This is a genomic window from Paenibacillus naphthalenovorans (assembly GCF_001465255.1).
Lineage (GTDB): Bacteria > Bacillota > Bacilli > Paenibacillales > NBRC-103111 > Paenibacillus_G > Paenibacillus_G naphthalenovorans.
This window is the reverse complement of the sequence record NZ_CP013652.1, coordinates 4,898,726-4,916,671: the sequence shown is the minus strand read 5'-3', so window position 1 is coordinate 4,916,671 and position 17,946 is coordinate 4,898,726. Positions and strand designations below refer to the sequence as shown.

Sequence of the window (17,946 nt, the reverse complement as noted above, 5' to 3'; positions counted from 1 at the left end):
TAAAATTATTCATCGCATGAATGGTTGAATCGTCTCTTGTATGCAGTCCATTAAGGAGGAGCTTGGATGGAACATAGCCTGTTGTACCTGCTCTATTTTTTATTCTACAGTATCGTGCTGCTGTGGTTTGGAAAATACGGATTTGATCGGGTGAAAAGCAGCAAGGATTATTTTATAGGCCATGGGAATATGGGCGTATTTCTGGGCGTTTGTACGTTCTGCGCATCATGGATTAGCGCCACTTCCATGCTATTCATTACGGGCAGCGTCTACCGCTTCGGTCTGTATCCGTCCGTGTTCGGCGTTCTGGGCTGGTTCGCAGGGGCGCTGCTTTTTATTCCTTTGACCAACCGGTTGGCCCATCAATCCCTCCGGAAATCCCTTCGTACGCTCCCGGAATATTTCTATGTCCGTTATGGCTGCAGAAGATTGCAGGCAGTAGGCGGAATGGCGGTCGTTTTTTCCCACCTGTTTTATATCATGCTGCAGATTCGGGGTTTTGGCCTCGTTGTCGGCCATATGCTGGAAATTCCTTACGCGCTGGCTGTGTTACTGGTTTATTTATTCCTGATCTACACGACCTTTGGCGGCTTTGAATCCGTTGCCAGGACAGATATGGTCAATTTTTTGTTAATTCTAATAGGTTCTTTCACCGGAGCCATCCTCGTTTATCAGGAGCTTGGCGGAAGCCTGCATACTGCACAAAAGTTTGTATCCGCTTCCATTTCATTGCCGCAGGGCACCTCATCCCCAATGGCCGCAGACCGGTCCTCGCTTTTTTATTTAGGCATGTTTATGTTTATGAGCTGGGCATTGGGCAAATCCACCTATCCCCAATATATGAACCGGGTGCTCGCGGCGAAGGATCGTTCCACTGCAGTCAAAATGATCGGCATCTCCCTCATCCTGCTGGTTGCGACGTATGCCGTTCTGATCTTCACCAGCCTGGGAATCCGGGCCTTATCCCCGGAGCTTGCGGCCGTATCGTTAGACGAAATCATGCCCATGGCAGTGGAACGCCTATTCGCCCCCTATTGGGCCGGACTGATTTTGACGGCCATTATGGCTGCCGCCGTTTCTACGGCCAACTCCCAGCTTCTGGTTCTGGCGGGGAGCTTCAGCTGGGATATTTATCGTTATGCCGTGAAACGCCCAGCCACTGAAGAGAAGCTGATTCGCGTGAGCCGATGGCTTGTTACCATTGGAGCAACCGTCTCTTTGCTGATGGCTTTTATTCCTCCCGGAACTTTGCTCGATTACAGCAGCTATATATGGGGATTTTTTGCCGCGACGTTCTTCGTCCCCCTGTATGGCGGACTGTTCTGGAAGGGGGCGACCAAGGAAGGGGCATGGGCGGGATTTGTCGGCGGCACCTCGATCTATATCATGGAAATCCTCTTCTTCCGTCTCGAAGGCGAATGGACGAATCCGGCTTTACCCGGCGTCCTGGTCTCTCTTCTCTGTCTGGTAACGGTCAGCACATTCTATAGAAGAAAAAGGAACAGGAAAAATGAAGAAGATCCCATTCTCACCCTCCATTGAAACCAAAATTATGCTTCCCTTTCTCCTGCTGGTCATTTTCCCCGTTCTCTTCGTCGGGGGAATTTCCTATTGGTCCGCTTATAAAAACTATAGCCAGAGCATGGAAGAAAAAGCGGCGTTAAGCCTTAATCAAGCGCTGCTGCAGCTGGAGCACATCCATCAGAAAGTCCTCGCCCGGGCCGTTTCATTGACAGAAGGAAAGAAGGATAGTATCGAGTTTACCCAAAAGCTGTGGAAGAACGAGATGGTCATTGTCGAAGGAGAGGTCATGTTATTGGCGCCGTCCGATCCATGGACGGAGCTCCGGCTGCATCTGTCCGGAACGGATCAGCCTCATGGCCGGGTCATCCTTGACAATACCTGGTTTCATCAGTCGTATTTGCTGTTTGATACCTATGAACCATGGAATTGGCGCATAGGCATCCTGGTAACGATAAATCCGTTTTCCCCAGCCTTAACCAATATCCAGAAGTATACGCTGATCACCATCGTCATTGCCAGTATATTCGTCATTCAGGCAACCATCCTGCTGGCGCACCACATTGCCAAGCCATTGAAACGTCTGGCCGGATGGTTTGATCAGGTTCGGGACGGGCAGCCCTTCCACCTTGAAAAGAAAAACGAGGAAATGCTGCAAAGGAAGGATGAAGTCGGAATCCTTGTCGACGCCTTTCATCAAATGGTCCGGCAAATGGAAGAGAGAAAACAGATGGAAGTCCGGCTGACCCGCCTGGAAAGATTAGCCGCGCTGGGTGAGCTTGCAGCAGGTATGGCCCATGAAATCCGCAATCCGCTGACGGGAATGAAAACGAGCGTGCAGGTGCTGCAAAGGCGGATTGCCGGAAATGAGCAAAACGATATGCTGCTCACCGGAATTCAGTCGGAAATTGAAAGGCTGAATCGGCTAACCATTCAGCTGGTTCATTTCGCCAAGCCGCAGCTTGCCAGGCTGCTCCGGGTTGACATCCGCCAAGTACTGGATGAAGTACTGGCCCTTCTCGCCCAGCCCATCCGGGACAAACAGATCCGCATTGAAGTACGACAGACGCATACCCCTCTTTTCGCCTTTTACGATCCGGATCATTTGAAACAGATTTATCTGAATTTACTGCTGAACGCGATTAAAGTGGTCCCGTCTGCAGAAGGCAAAATTGTCATTCACATGACGGAAAACTCCGATGAACTCCGCATCGACATCTCGGATAATGGCATCGGGATCCCTCCCGAACATGCGGATAAAATATTTAATCCCTTTTTTACGACCGATCCGAAGGGAACCGGATTAGGGTTGTCTGTCGTACACCGGCTCGTGACGGAGCACGGCGGACATATTGACGCCAAAGATGTTGGAGATGAGGAACAAGGCACCGTATTTTCCTTTACAATACCGAAGAAGAGGAGGAAGCATGTTAATGAAGCGAGTGGTCATTATTGATGATGAAGCGGTTATCCGCTTGTCCTTGCAAATGGGTTTGGAGGATGAGGGATTTTCGGTTTGGACCGAAGAAACCGGCGAATCGGGGCTGAAGCGGATTGCCGAGGTTCAGCCGGATCTGGTATTTTTGGATGTTCGGCTGCCGGGGAAAAACGGGATCGAGATTCTGAAGGACATTAAAAAAATGAATCCCGACGTGACCGTGCTGATGATGACGGCCTACGGAGATGCCCAATCCACGGTCAAGGCCCTTCAAGCGGGAGCCTTTGATTACATTGATAAACCGTTTGAACTGGAGGATGTGCTGACCCTCATCGAAAGCGTGTGGACAAAGGAGAAAAAGGCGGCGGAGCTTGGTTCCCCCCGGCATCAGGGGGAGCAGCCTATCGATCACCCTCCGATCATCTGCGGGTCCCGTCCGATGCTGGACGTGCTTGCCCAAATCCGCCAAGTGGCCGAGACCAATACAAGTATTCTGATTATGGGAGAAACCGGCACAGGAAAGGAATTGGCTGCCCATGCCATCCATGCCTGCAGCCATCGCCGGCAAATGCCCTTTATCGCTCTGAACTGCGGCGCAATACCCTCCAATCTTCTCGAGAGCGAGCTCTTTGGTTTTGAGAAGCATGCGTTTACGGGGGCCGACAAGGCAAAATCCGGTTTGCTTGAATTAGCCTGCGGAGGCACCATCTTTCTCGATGAAATCGGAGAACTGCCGTTGGACATTCAAGTCAAGCTTTTGCGGTTCCTGGAGGATCGGAAGCTTCGCCGGGTAGGCGGCACAAAGGATCGGGCGATCGATGTTCGCGTGGTAGCGGCAACCAACCGTCATCTGAAAGAAATGGTCGATACCGGGCTTTTTCGCAAGGATCTCTATTATCGTCTGCATGTGGTCCCCATTTATTTGCCTCCTTTGCGCGACCGCGGAGACGATGTGGTGCTGCTCTCCGACCATTTTTTGAAATCGCTGTCCGCCAAGCTCAACAAAAATATCCCCGGCTTTTCCCCCGCCGTACTGGACTTGTTCCGCCAATATCCATGGCCGGGGAACGTGCGGGAATTGAAAAATTGCATTGAACGATTGGTCATCCTCAACCATGACACCATGATCACCCCTTCCCAACTGCCGGAGGAAATCGTCATCGAGGCCTTGCATCAGTTGGATCTCAAAGCGGCGGAAAATGACTGCGAAAAGGCCTCCGTCCGCGAAACCGTCCGCCCTTTCCCGGAAGCTTTTCATCTGGAACGGGAATTGGAGAGATTGGAGAAGCAATATATCGAGCAGGCTCTGCATCAAACACGGTGGAACTTAAGTAAATCGGCCCAGCTCTTGGGGATCAGCCGATTTTCATTACAGCGGAGAGTGAAGAAATACTTTGGCGAGGTATTCTAGCGCCCGGATACTGTGCGAAATCGCTCGATTTTTAAATAGTTGCTGTGCGAAAGCCCACACTTGAGGTGTGGGCTTTCGGTTATCAGCCGCTCTCCAAACATGCGCTAGCCTTTATTTGATACAAAAAGCTTTGGCATGGACTTTGCTTATTTATAACTTGAGCCGTACGAAGGCGAGAAAAAGGAGGGACATCCGTTGAATGGGGCAGCTGTAATAAGAAAAGCCAATTTTATAGGGGGACGATGGAAATCGAGCTTTTTTCATTATGAATTAAAGAATCCCTATGATCTATCCACCATTGCCGAAATCCCGCTCTCTACACCGGAGGAAATGGAGGAAGCCATTGCAGAAGCCGAACAGGCTTACGCACTTGTGAAAACCCTTTCCTCTCATGAAAGGTCAAGCATTTTGTACAGAGCCGCACAATTGCTGGAAGAGCGGGCGGAGGATTTCGCCCGAACGATTTCCCTGGAAGCGGCGAAACCGATTAAAACCGCCCGCATGGAAGTAACCAGGTCGATTCAAACGTTCTTGTTCGCCGCCGAGGAAGCCAAGCGGATGTACGGAGAATCCATCCCGATGGATGCGGCCAAAGGCGGGGAAGGAAAAATCGCTTTTACCGTCCGGGAACCTATTGGAGTGATTGGAGCTATCACACCGTTCAATTTTCCCCTGAACCTGGTAGCCCACAAAGTCGCTCCCGCGATTGCAAGCGGTAACACGATCGTGCTTAAGCCGGCGGAACAAACGCCGCTGACCAGCTTCAAGCTCGCTGAACTGCTGCGGGACGCCGGACTTCCCGACGGTGCGTTGAATGTCGTTGCAGGGGATGGACCGACGCTGGGGCCTGTTCTCTTGGCGGATGAACGAGTGAAGAAAATTTCCTTTACGGGATCTCCCGAAGTAGGAAAGCTCATTCGTTCCCAATCGGGCTTAAAGAAGATCACCCTAGAATTAGGATCAAATTCGGCGCTCATCATCGACGAGCAGGCCGATCTCGATAAAGCCGTTCCTAAAGCTTTAACCGGTGCCTTCACCTACGCGGGACAGGTTTGTATTCATACCCAGCGGATTTATGTGCACGAAGCGATTTACGATGCTTTTGTGGAACGCTTTGTCGAAGCCGCCAAAACATTAATCGTCGGAGCTCCTTCCGATGAACAAACCGATGTCTCCGCCGTGGTGAATCAACGCAGCCTGCAGCGTATTACGGCCTGGCTCGACGAAGCCCGGCAATCCGGTGCGACTTTTCTGGCCGGGGGTGAAGCCAACGGACAAGTCATTCCCCCTACCATCTTGACCGATGTCAACGAGTCAGAGAAGGTCGTTTGCCAGGAAGTGTTTGGCCCCGTTGTCATCATCAATCGCGTCGGCTCGGTGGAAGAAGCGGTTCGTCTAACGAATCAATCCCGTTACGGCCTGAATGCCGGGATTTTCACCACGAATCTGGATGCCGCCTTCCGTGCCGCACAAGGGCTGCACGTCGGTCAGGTCATGATCAATGAAATTCCTACCTTCCGTGCCGACCATATGCCTTACGGCGGCGTCAAGGACTCGGGAATCGGCAAAGAAGGAATCCGTTATGCCATTTCGGAAATGACCGAAGAAAAATTGATTGTCATTCAGCTTTAATTCATTCAAAGGAGAGTAAGCCATGAAAAATTCACGAAAAGCCTATTGGGGTGTTTTGTCCGCCGTCTTTCTGGCAGGCTCGCTTCTCAGCGGATGCGGAGCTGCGGAGACGAATGCACCTTCGAACGCCGGAACGCCCGCCCCCTCCAGTGAAGGTACCCTGAAAATCGGCGCCGTGCTGCCGATGACAGGCGGTTCGGCCGTATTCGGAGAAAAATTCAAGCAAGCCTACTCCCTTGCCGTTGAAGAAATTAACGCGGCCGGGGGGATCAACGGGAAAAAGCTCGAAATTATCATTGAAGATTCTCAAGAAAAGCCCCAGGTGGGTAAAACCGCGACGGAGAAGCTGGTGGCCAATAAGGACATTTTGCTGCTGACCGGCGGACGCTCATCCGGGGTCACCCTGGTCGAAGCCCAAGTGGCCAATGAAAATAAAATCCCTTACCTGATCGATCACGGCAGCTCCGATAAAGCCACGATGAGCGATTATGATTACGTATTTCGTTTAAGCCCGACAGCCGGAATGTACACCTCCGCTCTGCGCGACTACTTTCAAACCAATCCGCCGAAATCCATCGCCTATATCAATGTAGATAATGCGTTCGGTGAAGCGGTGTATGAATACGGCATCAAAAAATATACCGACTCCGCAGGCATTCCATTCACGCTGGAAAAGTATAAAGCCGGAGAGCTGGACTTCAAGCCATTAATGGAAAAAATCAAAGCGGCTAACCCCGAGGTGGTTATCGTCACCGCCGGGGATGACAACGACGCCACTCAAATCATGAAGGCAGCCAAAGAATCCCGCCTGTCTCCAAAGATGTTTGTCGGTACCGGCGCGGGCCACTCGATCATCGGCTTTGCGCAGCAGTCCGGCGAGCTCGCCGAAACGGTATTGACCGCAGGCCCATGGCACGGAAACAAAAAGGATCCGAAATTCCAGGAGTTCCATAAAAACTTCACCGCCAAGTTCCAGCATGAGCCCGGCGAGCACGAGGTAGAGGGCTATGCAGCGATTTATGTCATCGCCGACGCCTTGAAGCGCGCCAAAACCCTGGATCGTGAAGGAGTAAAAGAAGCGCTGGAAGCCACCGATCTGGAAACGGTGTTTGGACGTGTGAAGTTCGAAGATTTTGACGGTTACAAAAATCAGAACAAGGGCATGACCGATATTTCCCAATGGATCGGCGGAAAAATGATCACCGTGTATCCGGATGAGTACGCACAGGATCAAATGAAAGATTTCAAAGGCTGGTAAAGAGCCCGGCAGGAATCAGAGAGGCATTCTTTACGATGCGTATCGTGGCGGAGGGGATGGGATCCCCCGTCCCCTCTTGCCCGACTTTATTTACAGAAAGGAAGTACACCTATGCTCCAGACCCTCCTGGATGGATTGCTGATCGGGGGTATTTACGCCATTATCGCCCTCGGGTTGACCCTGATATTCGGGGTTATGCACGTCATCAATATGGCCCACGGCGAATTCGTGATGATCGGTATGTTTATCAGTTATTTCCTGTTTTCCAAATTCGGCATGGATCCTTTTATCAGCATGTTGTTCTCTGTACCCGTTTGTTTTGCTATCGGGTATTTTCTTTATCGATGGTTTGTTGAAAAAGCCAAAAAAGCTCGCGAGGAAAATACGCTTCTGCTTACGGCAGGCACGGGAATTTTATTTGCCAATGTGATGGCGCTTCCCGCTTTTATCGGACCTAAATTCCTGCGTCTTAACGGTGAAAACCTGTATTGGGAAAACAAAGTATGGCATTTCGGAAGCTTGTCGCTCAATGCCACCCTTACGGCCGGTTTTGTCGTCACCGCACTCTTGATCTATAGTCTGCACAAGTTCTTAACGAAAACAGATACCGGATTTGCCATCCGTGCCGCATCACAAGAGCCTATGGCGGCTACGATTGTCGGCGTCAACGTGTCGGTCATCTCCGGTTTAACCTTCGGTCTCGGTGCGGCCTTTGCCGGGATTGCCGGAAATATATTGGCGGCCAATTATCCCATCTATGCTTCCATCGGAACACTTTTTGTCGTTAAAGCATTCGTCATCGTCGTATTGGGCGGCATGGGTTCCATTCCGGGAGCCGCGCTCGGAGGTTTGATTCTTGGCGTTACGGAAAGCTTCGGTGCGGCTTACATTCCGGGCGGAACGGGCTTCCGCGATATGTTCGGGTTAGTCATCTTTCTGTTGGTTCTCCTGTTCAGACCGCAGGGATTGTTTGGGAGGGCGAAATAAAACATGAAAACCAAAACGGCTGTCATTGCCCTCGTCTCAGCCCTGGCCATAGGCTTGATCGTCCCCTTCATCGGCGCACAAAACGCTTACTTCTACACCGTTTGCTCCTATATTCTCGTTTGGATCATCTTGGGGCAAGCCTGGAACCTGCTCGGCGGCTTCACCGGACAAATTTCCTTCGGTCACGCCATGTTTCTTGGCATCGGGGCTTACGCCTCCATGATTTTCATGAACGAGCTCAACATGGATATGTTTCTGAGCATGGCGCTCTCCGCCCTGCTGGCAGGACTGTTCTCCCTCCCTCTGGGCAAACTGATATTCCGGCTGCGGGGACCTTATCTCGGTTTAGGAACCTTGGCGATGGCCGAAATTTTGCTGATTATCGCCCGAAACTGGAAAAGCGTGACCAATGGCGGCGAAGGGATCATGCTGGAGTCCGGCGGCACCTTTCTTGGCATAAGCGTTTCGGATAAACAAGAGTATTTTTTTCTCGGCTTGGCGTTAACGGTTCTGGTTTGTCTGTTCATTTCTTATCTGATGAAAACAAAAACCGGTTATTCGCTCATCGCGATCCGCGAGAATGAAGATGCCGCGGAGTCCATGGGGATTCATGCCGCACGATATAAGAGCCTATCCTTATTTCTTTCTGCAGCGATCACAGGCTTGGGAGGCTCCTATTACGGATTGTTCAACAAGTTTATCGATCCCGAGATGGCCTTTACCGTTCATCTTTCAGCGGAAATGATTTTTGTCACCGTTATCGGCGGTATCGGAACCATCGCCGGGCCCATAATCGGGTCCACGCTGCTTATCGGCCTGCAGGAATACTTAAAGGGAATTCCTGCGCTGCAAACCTACCCTTCCCTTTATCTGGTCATTTACGGTCTGATGATTATGGCCGTTATCGTTTACCTTCCGGGCGGCATGGTTGACGGGATAAAGAAATGGATGACACGCATGAAAAAAAGGAGGGGAGAACCGCATGAGCTTACTGAAAATCGACCGCATTACTAAACGGTTCGGAGGAGTCACCGCTAATGAGAACATCAGCTTTCATGTGAAAGAAGGGCAGATACTCGCGCTCATCGGACCTAACGGAGCCGGCAAAACGACCTGTTTTAACATGATTGCAGGCGTCTTCCCTCCTTCCGAAGGAAAAATTTATTACGACGGTCAGGACATTACCGGAAAGAAGCCGCATGAGTTGAATGCCATAGGGATCGCACGCACCTTCCAAATCGTAAAACCGCTGGCCAAATTAACCGTTTTCGATAATCTGATGGTCGCCTCCTTGGCTAAAAGCAAAAATATAAAAGAAGCTCAAGAAAAAGCAAAGGAGATGTTGTCCTTCACGCATTTGGAATCTCTTCAGCATATTCCGGCTGGACAGCTTTCGATCGGAAATTTGAAACGGCTTGAGGTGGCGCGCGCAATCGCGACAAGACCCAAGCTGCTTCTCATGGACGAGCCGATGGGCGGGCTCACGCCATCCGAGGTGGACGAGGCGATCAGGCTGATTCATCAAATCCGTACGAATGGAACAACCATTGTGATTATCGAGCATATTATGAAAGCCGTGATGGCGGTTTCGGATCACATTGTCGTGCTCCAGAACGGCGTCATGATTGCCAACGGGGACCCAAAGGCGGTTATGAACGATGAGACGGTGATTAAAGCGTACTTGGGGGATGGATATGTTAAAAGTCACTAATCTGGAATCTTTCTATGGGGCGGTGCAAGCGGTCTGGAATGTTTCTTTTGATGTCAGTCCCGGAGAGGTCGTATCCATCATCGGCACCAACGGAGCCGGTAAAACAACGATACTGAAGTCGATTGTAGGTTTGACCGCTCACACAGGATCGGTCCGTTTCAAAGATCAGGAAATAGGCCATCTTCCCGCTCACAAAATGGCCGAGCTCGGAATCGCCTATGTCCCGGAGGGCCGTAAGGTATTCCCGCAAATGACCGTCCTGGAGAACCTGCGAATGGGCAGCTATAACAAGCGGGCGGCGAAATTTCGCGAGGAATCCATCGCCCATATCCTTGATACCTTCCCCCGCTTAAAAGAAAGAGCAGGCAATATGGCCGGGAACCTGTCCGGCGGAGAACAGCAGATGCTGGCCATCGGCCGGGGCCTCGCATCCAAGCCCTCCTTGCTGCTGCTGGATGAGCCGTCACTTGGAATCGCACCGATTCTCGTGGATGAAATATTCGAAACGATCCAAAAAATGAAAAAGAACATCACCATTGTCCTCGTAGAGCAGCATGTTCATCACGCCTTGTCGATTGCCGACAAGGGATACGTCATCGAGCATGGCAAGGTGGCCATCAGCGGAACAGGCAAACAATTGCAGGAAAACGAGCATGTCAAAGCAGCCTACCTCGGCTTATAAATGACCCCTCGACGAATATGGATGAAACCAAAGCAGGCTTCCGATAATCACTCGAAAGCCTGCTTTTAATCGTTTGTTTATCCGGTTGAATTTACTTCATACAGCCAAAACGTTACCATAGAAGGAGAGCTTCTTTGATCCAAGTCCGCTTCGTACAGAACCGTTGGTTTTGTCATGGCAAGGCCCTCCTTTAATGCGAGTACGGCATCGCTTCTCGGCATGCTTTCAAGCCTCCTGCAATGATTCAGCCGCGGTTCAGGCCGCATTCAGCGTACATTCAGCTTCGTGGCGGATAATTTATACCATGGACTGACGTGGGAGGCATAGGGATGAAAAGCTTAAAAGGCATTAAAATTATGCTGGTCGATGACGAACCCCACATACTGCAATTTCTGGAGCTGGGACTGACAAACGAAGGCTTCGAAGTCAAAACCGCGCCTGACGGCATGAGCGCCGTCAATCTGGCACAAGAATTCGAGCCGCATGTCGTCGTGCTGGACGTGATGATGCCGGGCATGGACGGATTTGAGGTGTGTCGGCTGCTCAAGAAGAACGGGAACAATATTGCCGTGATCATGTTAACTGCCAAAGACGAAGTCGATGACCGGGTAAAGGGACTGACACTCGGAGCGGACGACTACGTGGTCAAGCCGTTCAGCTTCGAAGAGCTGCTTGCCCGCATCGGCGCCCGGATTCGCAATCAGTTTCCGAATCTGTTCGGCGAGGTAACGATCGGCCCTTTCCGCATTGACGACCGCAGAAAAGAAATCGTCTATCAGGAGCAGGCGCTGGGGCTCTCCCCGACGGAATACGAGCTGCTTAAATTTTTGGTCATCAATCATGGCATCGTGCTAAGCAAGACGAAAATTTTGGATAAGGTCTGGGGATATGACTTCGGAGGGGAAGAAAATATTGTCGAGGTTTACATCCGTTCTTTGCGGGACAAATTGGCCGACAAGGAGCATCGGTTGATCCGGACGCTCAGGGGCGCCGGGTACCGGATGGATTTGCCATGATAAGGAAAGTTCTTGATCCGGTTAAACGGGTGATGGCTCCCCGTTCGCTCCGTTTTCAGCTTCTGACACGGTCGCTGTTCATTTTGGCCGCCCTTCTCCTGCTGATCGGCGCGCTGCAATATGTATTAATGAAGGATTTTCTATACCGGAATCAGGCGGAAACGATGGTAACGCAGCTAAGGACGCTGCCAAGAGATATATTGACCCGGCCGAATCCGCTTCCGGAACGGTCTTCCGGCGACCGTGCGCCCGGCTCGCAGTCCGATACAGGCCGGCCTCGGGGCCCGGTTCTGTTCCTCCCGGATATGTCTGTCGCCTATATCGGGCACGACGGAACCTTCATCGATCTGACCAGGGATAATGGTTCCGTTTCGCCGCGTCTGTCGGACGAGGAGTACCGCTCCATTCAGCCGTCCGATCATCGGGGACGGGTCCACTATCGCGTTGTCCGGGACGAGGAAGGGAAAGAACAGCTCATCGTGTTCCGGCCGGTCGGCTTGCAGATCGGCGGCATGTTTCAAATGGGGACAGCCACAGCGCCTCTGCAGGATGTGGTCATGCGCCAGCTGCTGACGTTCGTGGCGCTGTCCGTTCTAGCATTGGCGGGTGGCTTGGCGTTCTATCTGCCTGTGCTTCGCCGTACGCTGAATCCACTCGATATGATGGTAAAGGCGGTCGAACGGACGGATGCCGGAAATTTAGCCGAAAGGTTCCCCGGTCCGCAAGGGCAGCTGGAGATCGACCGTCTGGCTGACTCTTTTAACGGCATGCTGGAACGGCTTGAGACCTCCTTTGAGGCCGAACGGGAAGCCAAAGAACAGATGCGGCGGTTCATTGCCGACGCCTCCCATGAACTGCGAACGCCTTTGACGTCGATTCACGGCTTTTTGGAGGTGCTGCTTCGCGGGGCGGCCGACAGGCCGGAACAGCTGTATCCCGCCTTGAAAAGCATGCATGGCGAATCCAAACGCATCAAGAAGCTCGTAGAGGATTTGCTGATGCTGGCCAAGCTCGACCGTTCCCCGGAGCTTCAATTGAAGGAAACAAGGCTGGACGAACTCATCCGGGAAATGGAGCCGCACCTGCGGATGCTGGCGGGAAGCCGGACCGTTGATTTCGACCTGACGGCAGGCATCCGGGGGATTTACGATTCGGATAAAATCAAACAGGTCATCCTCAACCTGTTCCATAACGCCGTTCAGCATACCGACCCGGAACACGGAGTGATTAAGGTAAGCTTGTCGTCCCGCAGGAATCAAGCGGACCTGATGATCCGCGATAACGGTATCGGCATTGCCGAAGAGCATATTCCCCATATCTTTGAGCGATTCTACCGCAGCGATGCGTCCCGAACGCGCAAGCATGGGGGTGCGGGACTTGGACTCTCGATCTCCAAATCGATTGTGGAAGCCCATGACGGCACGATCAGCGTCGATAGCAGACCCGGTAAAGGCTGCACGTTCTCCGTCCGTCTTCCCGCTCTTTGAAGGCTGCCGGTCCAGTCCAGCTGTCCGGCAGTCCAAAAACCGTCCACCCGCGGCTGCTCTCTCAAGCATGCCGCGGGCGGACGGTTGAATTATTTTTTCCTATGCGGATCGCTGGTCCTTTAGGTTTCCCCGCAGGAACGGCGGACAATGAGCGCCGGCTCCAACAGAATCGTTTCCAAAGCTGCATCCGTTTTGTTATCCATTCTCCGGATCAGCCGCTCGGCGGACACCCTCCCCATTTCGTAAGCGGGCTGCTCGATGGTCGTCAAGGGCGGATCGAGATGCTTGGCCCAGGCTGTCTCGTCGTAGCCCAATACGGCGATGTCTTTGGGTACCGAAAGCCCCAACTCCTTCAGCGCATCCATAATCTCCAGGGTAAGAATGCTGTTGGTGGAAAAGATCGCATCCGGCAGCCCCGTTTCCAATAGCTTGCCGATTTCGACTTGACACTCCTGCTTGTTCCGCACGATTTTGATCCAGTCCGGATGGACCGGCAAACCGTTTTCTTCCATCGCTAATCGATACCCCTCAATCCGTTCGAGACGAGGACTGATTCCGTTGGGCGGATACAGGAAAATGGCAATTTTCCGCTTCCCGAGCCGCAGCAGATGCTCTACGGCCATCCTGGAGCCTTTGATGTTGTCTACCACGACGGTATCGGCCGCTACGCCTTCCACTTTACGGTTGAGAAATACCAGAGGGAATTGTTTTTCGGACAGGGTCTCGAATAATGGATTCATACCTGTTGCAGGGTTCACAATGATGCCGTCTACCTGACGTAAGCCGAAGCCCCTGATGTGATCCTCCTCCGATTCCAGGCTGTCGCGGGAATTGGCGATCATCAGGTTATATCCGTAATGTTTGCACACGTCCTCGATACCTTCCAATACCTGTGACCAGAACGGATTTCGCAGATTGGAGAGCACGAGACCTATTACGTTCGTCTTTAACGACTTCAAGCCTTTGGCCAGCGCGTTCGGCCGGTAATCCAGCTGTTCGACCGCTCTCAGCACGCGTTCTTTCGTATCATCCGAAATGTATTGATAGTTTTTGTTCAGTACGCGCGAAACCGTCGCTTTGGATACCCCCGCCTTCTGCGCTACATCATCGATGGTTACCTTCATCCACATTGCTCCCATTCACGAAAAAAGTTATACCTCTATTGTATAGAATGAAACTAACCGCATGTCAATAAACCGGGTGCTTTCAGGCCAATTTCCAGCGAACGGCCGCCTCATGGACTTGTTTTGCCCTTTCGATCACCGGGCGATCCACCATTTTGCCGTCAATCGTAAAGACGCCCAGTCCCTTCGCTTCATTCTTCAGCGCATGGATGACCCGCTTAGCCCAATCGATTTCCTGCGCTGAGGGGGTATAGACTTCAGTAATGATCGGGATCTGCACGGGATGGATGCACATTTGTCCGGTAAATCCGGTTGTTTTCGTCAGCGCGGCTCGTATGCGGAGGCTGTCCAAGTTGTTAAAATCGGGAAATACCGAATCATAAATGCCTTGAATACCTGCAGCTCTGGCCAGCGTTACGATACGGGACTTGAAGTAGAGCAGCTCCAACCCGGAATCCGTCAGTGTCAAATTCAGATCGACAGCCAAATCGACGGCGCCTAAAGCGACACCGGTGATCAGCGGCGACTCCAGAATGTTCTCCAGGTCGCGAACGCCAACAGCTGTTTCGATCAGGACGATGAGCTCGCCCTTGCGGCCCATCAGCTTCCAGGCCTGCTCCACTTGTGCGGCGCTCTCCGTCTTGGGCAGGAGCAAGCCGCGAACCAGCGGATGTCCCGCCAGACGGGCATCGTCTTCAAACCACGGGGTACCTGCTTGATTGACCCGGATGAAAATCGGCTTGGAGGGAGCATCGTCCATAGAGTCCAGCACATCCCGGATCACCGTACGGGCCGCCTCCTTCTCATTCGGGTGGACCGCATCCTCGACGTCCCAAATCAGGGCATCCGCCGGGCTATCCAACGATTTGATCAGCCTGTCGGGCCGGTTACCCGGCGTAAACATCATCGTTCTATATAACAAAGGTATCCACCCCTATCCTTCATATTCTAACCAACGACGAACGGATCTCTCATTTTCTCTTCCGTTTCCACCCATACGCTTTTGACCTGCGTGTAGTCCTTCAACACCTCAAGACCGTTCTCGCGTCCGTAGCCGCTCGCCTTGTAACCGCCGAAAGGAGAAGCATAGTTGGCATTGCGGAAGGTGTTGACCCATACCGTACCGCTGCGGATCGCGTGCGCCATCCGGTGTCCGCGGGAGATGTGGTTCGTCCATACGCCGGCGACCAGACCGAAATCGGAATCGTTAGCGATGCGAATCGCTTCGTCCTCGGTTTCGAACGGAATGACCGACAAGACCGGCCCGAAAATCTCTTCACGCGCCACACGCATGTCGTTGGTGACATTCGTAAGAATTGTCGGTTCATAGAACAGCCCCTGCTGCAGCTCCGCCGCTTCCGGACGTTTACCGCCCAGCAGCACCTCGGCCCCCTCCTGCTTGGCAATGTCCACATAGTAAGCCACTTTTTCCAACTGCGAACGGTTGGCCAGCGGACCGACCTCCGTATGCCAATCACTCGGATCGCCGAGCTTGATTTGACGTGAGCGTTCCGCCAGCTTGTTCAGAAACTCATCGTAGATCGAACGCTGAAGCAGCAGTCTGGACCCGGCGCTGCACGTTTGGCCGCAGGCGGCGTATATTCCCGCCATGACGCCCATGACCGCATTATCAAGGTTCGCGTCCTCAAACACAATGTTCGGCGATTTGCCGCCCAGCTCGAGTGTGATCCGTTTAATGTGCTTGCCCGCGAGCGAAGCCAGCGAACGTCCGGTATCGGTTCCGCCGGTAAACGAAATTTTGTCCACACCCGGATGCTGTACGAGGTAATTGCCGATGCGGCTACCCGGTCCGGTAACGACGTTGAATACGCCTGGCGGAAACCCCGCTTCCTCGACCAGCTTGGCGAATTCCAGAATCGAGCACGGTGTCGTGGAGGAAGGCTTGATCACCATGACGTTCCCGGCAGCCAATGCAGGCGCCGCTTTCCATGTTGTGAGCAGGAGCGGCGAATTCCACGGCGTAATCGCCCCGACGACGCCGATCGGTTCACGCAGTGTATAGTTCAGCACCGATGTTTTGTTGAGCGGAATGACATCCCCGTGAATTTTATCGGCCATGCCGCCGAAATAGATGTAATAATCGACCAGCGATTTCAGATGCGCTGTAGTCTCCCGGATCAGCTTGCCGTTGTCCCGGGTTTCGATTTGCGCCAAACGTTCGATGTTGTTTTCGATCAAATGCGCCAGACGGATGAGAAGACGTCCTCTTTCACTGTTCGACATTTTCGACCATGGACCTTCGTCAAACGCCCTGCGCGCCGCCTGTACGGCCAGATCGATATCCGCTTCCGCACCGACGGGGACGCTCGCCCAGGCTTCGTTCGTATAAGGATTGATGGATTCGGAGCGCTCTCCCGATTGTGCCTCCACCCACTGCCCGCCAATATAAAGCTGATACTGTTCCATAGTCATCCTCCCGGTTGGTAAGTTATATGATTTCGTTTTTCTTTAGTTCATCCAGCGCAGCTTTGCTTAACCCGAGCTTGCCGAACACTTCGTCATTGCAGGCCCCTTTTTCCAGCCCGCTGTGCCGGATTCGCCCCGGGGTACGGGAAAATTTCGGTGCTGTATTCAGCATTTTGACCTTTCCGAAATCTCCGTCGGGCACCTCAACAATGTTGCCCCTCGCCCGGAAATGCGGATCCTTGAAAATGTCTTCGATCGTATAGGTCGGCGCGATGGTTGCATCGCACTCGTGGAAACGCGCCAGCACTTCCGATTGCGTGTGGCGTGACATCCATTCCGCGATGACACCATCGATTTCTTCCGCATGCTGCAGCCGGGCTTGATTGTCTTTGAATCGCGGATCGGTAATCAGATCTTCTCTCTCCACCGCTTTCAGGATGCGTTCGACAATAGGCTGAGAGCTGCCCGAAATGGCCACCCATTTGCCGTCGGAGGTCTGGTACAAATTCCGCGGGACCGTCCATTGGGTACGGTTGCCCATTCGCTTCTGGAGAATACCGAGCTGGTCGTATTCCATCACCTGATTGCCAAGCATGCCCATAAGCGCCTCATAAATCGGCAGATCGATAAACTGCCCTTTGCCATTCCCGGAATGATCGCGCTCGTATACCGCCACCATCGTGGCATACGCTCCAAGCAGTGCCGTCGCCTGATCGGCGAGAGCCAGGTTGGGCAGCAGCGGACCGCGGTCGGGATATCCGTTGATTTCGGCAAATCCGCTGAGCGCTTCAGCCAGGGTGCCGAATCCCGGTCTGTCGCTGTAAGGACCCTCCACACCGAAGCCGGATACCTGTACAAGTATCAGGCCGGGATTGCGGGCACTCAGCGTCTCGTAGGTGATCCCCCATTTTTTCAAGGTTTGCGGCCGAAAATTGGTAATGACAATATCCGCCGTTTCCGCCAGCTTCATAAACAATTCCTGACCTTCGGGTTTACCCAAGTTCAAGGTGATCGGCTTTTTGTTGCGTGAAACGAGCTTCCATTCTAGCGACTTGCCTTCCTTCTGCCGGCCGGCGTTTCGCAGCGGATCACCCGACGGATGCTCAACCTTGATGACCTCCGCTCCAAAATCTCCTAGGTAGGTGGCCAGCATAGGCCCCGCCAATATCGTCGAGGCATCGACCACCCGTAATCCTGCAAGAGGCAGCTCGCCTCGTTTCTGATCGTCCATCCTCGTCACCTCGTCTTTTCG

Annotated in this window: 16 protein-coding genes; 11 read left to right on the top strand and 5 right to left on the bottom strand. The window is 52.7% G+C overall.

What is annotated here, in order from left to right; translation table 11 throughout:
• Positions 1 to 66 precede the first annotated feature (66 nt).
• The 9 genes from IJ22_RS24220 to IJ22_RS24180 all read left to right on the top strand — a co-directional run bounded on the left by IJ22_RS24220 (position 67) and on the right by IJ22_RS24180 (position 10,640).
• Positions 67 to 1,542: a sodium:solute symporter family protein gene (locus tag IJ22_RS24220; RefSeq protein WP_062410613.1), complete on the top strand. Its 1,476-nt coding sequence runs from the start codon at positions 67 to 69 to the stop codon at positions 1,540 to 1,542.
• Complete coding sequence (locus IJ22_RS24215; protein WP_062410612.1) at positions 1,511 to 2,977, top strand: ATP-binding protein; 1,467 nt, start codon at positions 1,511 to 1,513, stop codon at positions 2,975 to 2,977. Before IJ22_RS24220 ends, IJ22_RS24215 begins: the two co-directional genes overlap by 32 nt.
• On the top strand, positions 2,955 to 4,370 hold the full coding sequence (locus tag IJ22_RS24210; protein WP_054817345.1) for a sigma-54-dependent transcriptional regulator: 1,416 nt from the start codon (positions 2,955 to 2,957) through the stop codon (positions 4,368 to 4,370). Before IJ22_RS24215 ends, IJ22_RS24210 begins: the two co-directional genes overlap by 23 nt.
• Positions 4,371 to 4,565: 195 nt before the next feature.
• Entirely contained in the window at positions 4,566 to 6,002 is a 1,437-nt protein-coding gene (locus IJ22_RS24205) for an aldehyde dehydrogenase family protein (RefSeq protein WP_062410611.1), read from the top strand.
• Between the two features lie 22 nt (positions 6,003 to 6,024).
• Entirely contained in the window at positions 6,025 to 7,260 is a 1,236-nt protein-coding gene (locus IJ22_RS24200; RefSeq protein ID WP_062410610.1) for an ABC transporter substrate-binding protein, read from the top strand.
• A gap of 111 nt (positions 7,261 to 7,371) precedes the next feature.
• Complete coding sequence (locus tag IJ22_RS24195) at positions 7,372 to 8,247, top strand: branched-chain amino acid ABC transporter permease (RefSeq protein ID WP_062410609.1); 876 nt, start codon at positions 7,372 to 7,374, stop codon at positions 8,245 to 8,247.
• A gap of 3 nt (positions 8,248 to 8,250) precedes the next feature.
• Positions 8,251 to 9,261, top strand: coding sequence for a branched-chain amino acid ABC transporter permease (locus tag IJ22_RS24190; protein WP_062410608.1), 1,011 nt, complete (start codon positions 8,251 to 8,253; stop codon positions 9,259 to 9,261).
• Positions 9,230 to 9,958 (top strand): ABC transporter ATP-binding protein, encoded by a 729-nt coding sequence (locus IJ22_RS24185; RefSeq protein WP_062410607.1) that lies wholly within the window; start codon positions 9,230 to 9,232, stop codon positions 9,956 to 9,958. The genes IJ22_RS24190 and IJ22_RS24185 overlap by 32 nt, the downstream gene beginning before the upstream one ends.
• Entirely contained in the window at positions 9,942 to 10,640 is a 699-nt protein-coding gene (locus IJ22_RS24180) for an ABC transporter ATP-binding protein (RefSeq protein WP_175471946.1), read from the top strand. Before IJ22_RS24185 ends, IJ22_RS24180 begins: the two co-directional genes overlap by 17 nt.
• 77 nt (positions 10,641 to 10,717) lie before the next feature.
• Here IJ22_RS24180 and IJ22_RS26420 read toward each other — a convergent pair whose 3' ends face one another.
• A complete protein-coding gene (locus tag IJ22_RS26420; RefSeq protein WP_160327407.1) occupies positions 10,718 to 10,861 on the bottom strand; it encodes a hypothetical protein in 144 nt (47 codons plus the stop codon).
• A gap of 108 nt (positions 10,862 to 10,969) precedes the next feature.
• On the opposite strand from IJ22_RS26420, the gene IJ22_RS24175 reads away from it, so the two are divergent.
• Together IJ22_RS24175 and IJ22_RS24170 are read left to right on the top strand one after the other, a co-directional pair.
• The gene (locus tag IJ22_RS24175; RefSeq protein ID WP_054817335.1) at positions 10,970 to 11,656 is read left to right on the top strand and encodes a response regulator transcription factor; all 687 of its coding nucleotides are present in this window, start codon (positions 10,970 to 10,972) and stop codon (positions 11,654 to 11,656) included.
• Positions 11,653 to 13,143, top strand: a complete 1,491-nt coding sequence (locus tag IJ22_RS24170; protein ID WP_054817334.1) for a sensor histidine kinase — start codon at positions 11,653 to 11,655, stop codon at positions 13,141 to 13,143. The genes IJ22_RS24175 and IJ22_RS24170 overlap by 4 nt, the downstream gene beginning before the upstream one ends.
• A gap of 119 nt (positions 13,144 to 13,262) precedes the next feature.
• Here IJ22_RS24170 and IJ22_RS24165 read toward each other — a convergent pair whose 3' ends face one another.
• The 4 genes from IJ22_RS24165 to IJ22_RS24150 all read right to left on the bottom strand — a co-directional run bounded on the left by IJ22_RS24165 (position 13,263) and on the right by IJ22_RS24150 (position 17,925).
• On the bottom strand, positions 13,263 to 14,267 hold the full coding sequence (locus tag IJ22_RS24165; protein WP_054817333.1) for a LacI family DNA-binding transcriptional regulator: 1,005 nt from the start codon (positions 14,265 to 14,267) through the stop codon (positions 13,263 to 13,265).
• A gap of 82 nt (positions 14,268 to 14,349) precedes the next feature.
• The gene (locus IJ22_RS24160; protein WP_062410606.1) at positions 14,350 to 15,189 is read right to left on the bottom strand and encodes an HpcH/HpaI aldolase/citrate lyase family protein; all 840 of its coding nucleotides are present in this window, start codon (positions 15,187 to 15,189) and stop codon (positions 14,350 to 14,352) included.
• 26 nt (positions 15,190 to 15,215) lie between these two features.
• Positions 15,216 to 16,694: an aldehyde dehydrogenase gene (locus tag IJ22_RS24155; RefSeq protein ID WP_054817331.1), complete on the bottom strand. Its 1,479-nt coding sequence runs from the start codon at positions 16,692 to 16,694 to the stop codon at positions 15,216 to 15,218.
• A 22-nt stretch (positions 16,695 to 16,716) separates the two neighbouring features.
• Positions 16,717 to 17,925, bottom strand: coding sequence for a CaiB/BaiF CoA transferase family protein (locus IJ22_RS24150; protein ID WP_062410605.1), 1,209 nt, complete (start codon positions 17,923 to 17,925; stop codon positions 16,717 to 16,719).
• Between the last annotated feature and the right edge of the window lie 21 nt (positions 17,926 to 17,946).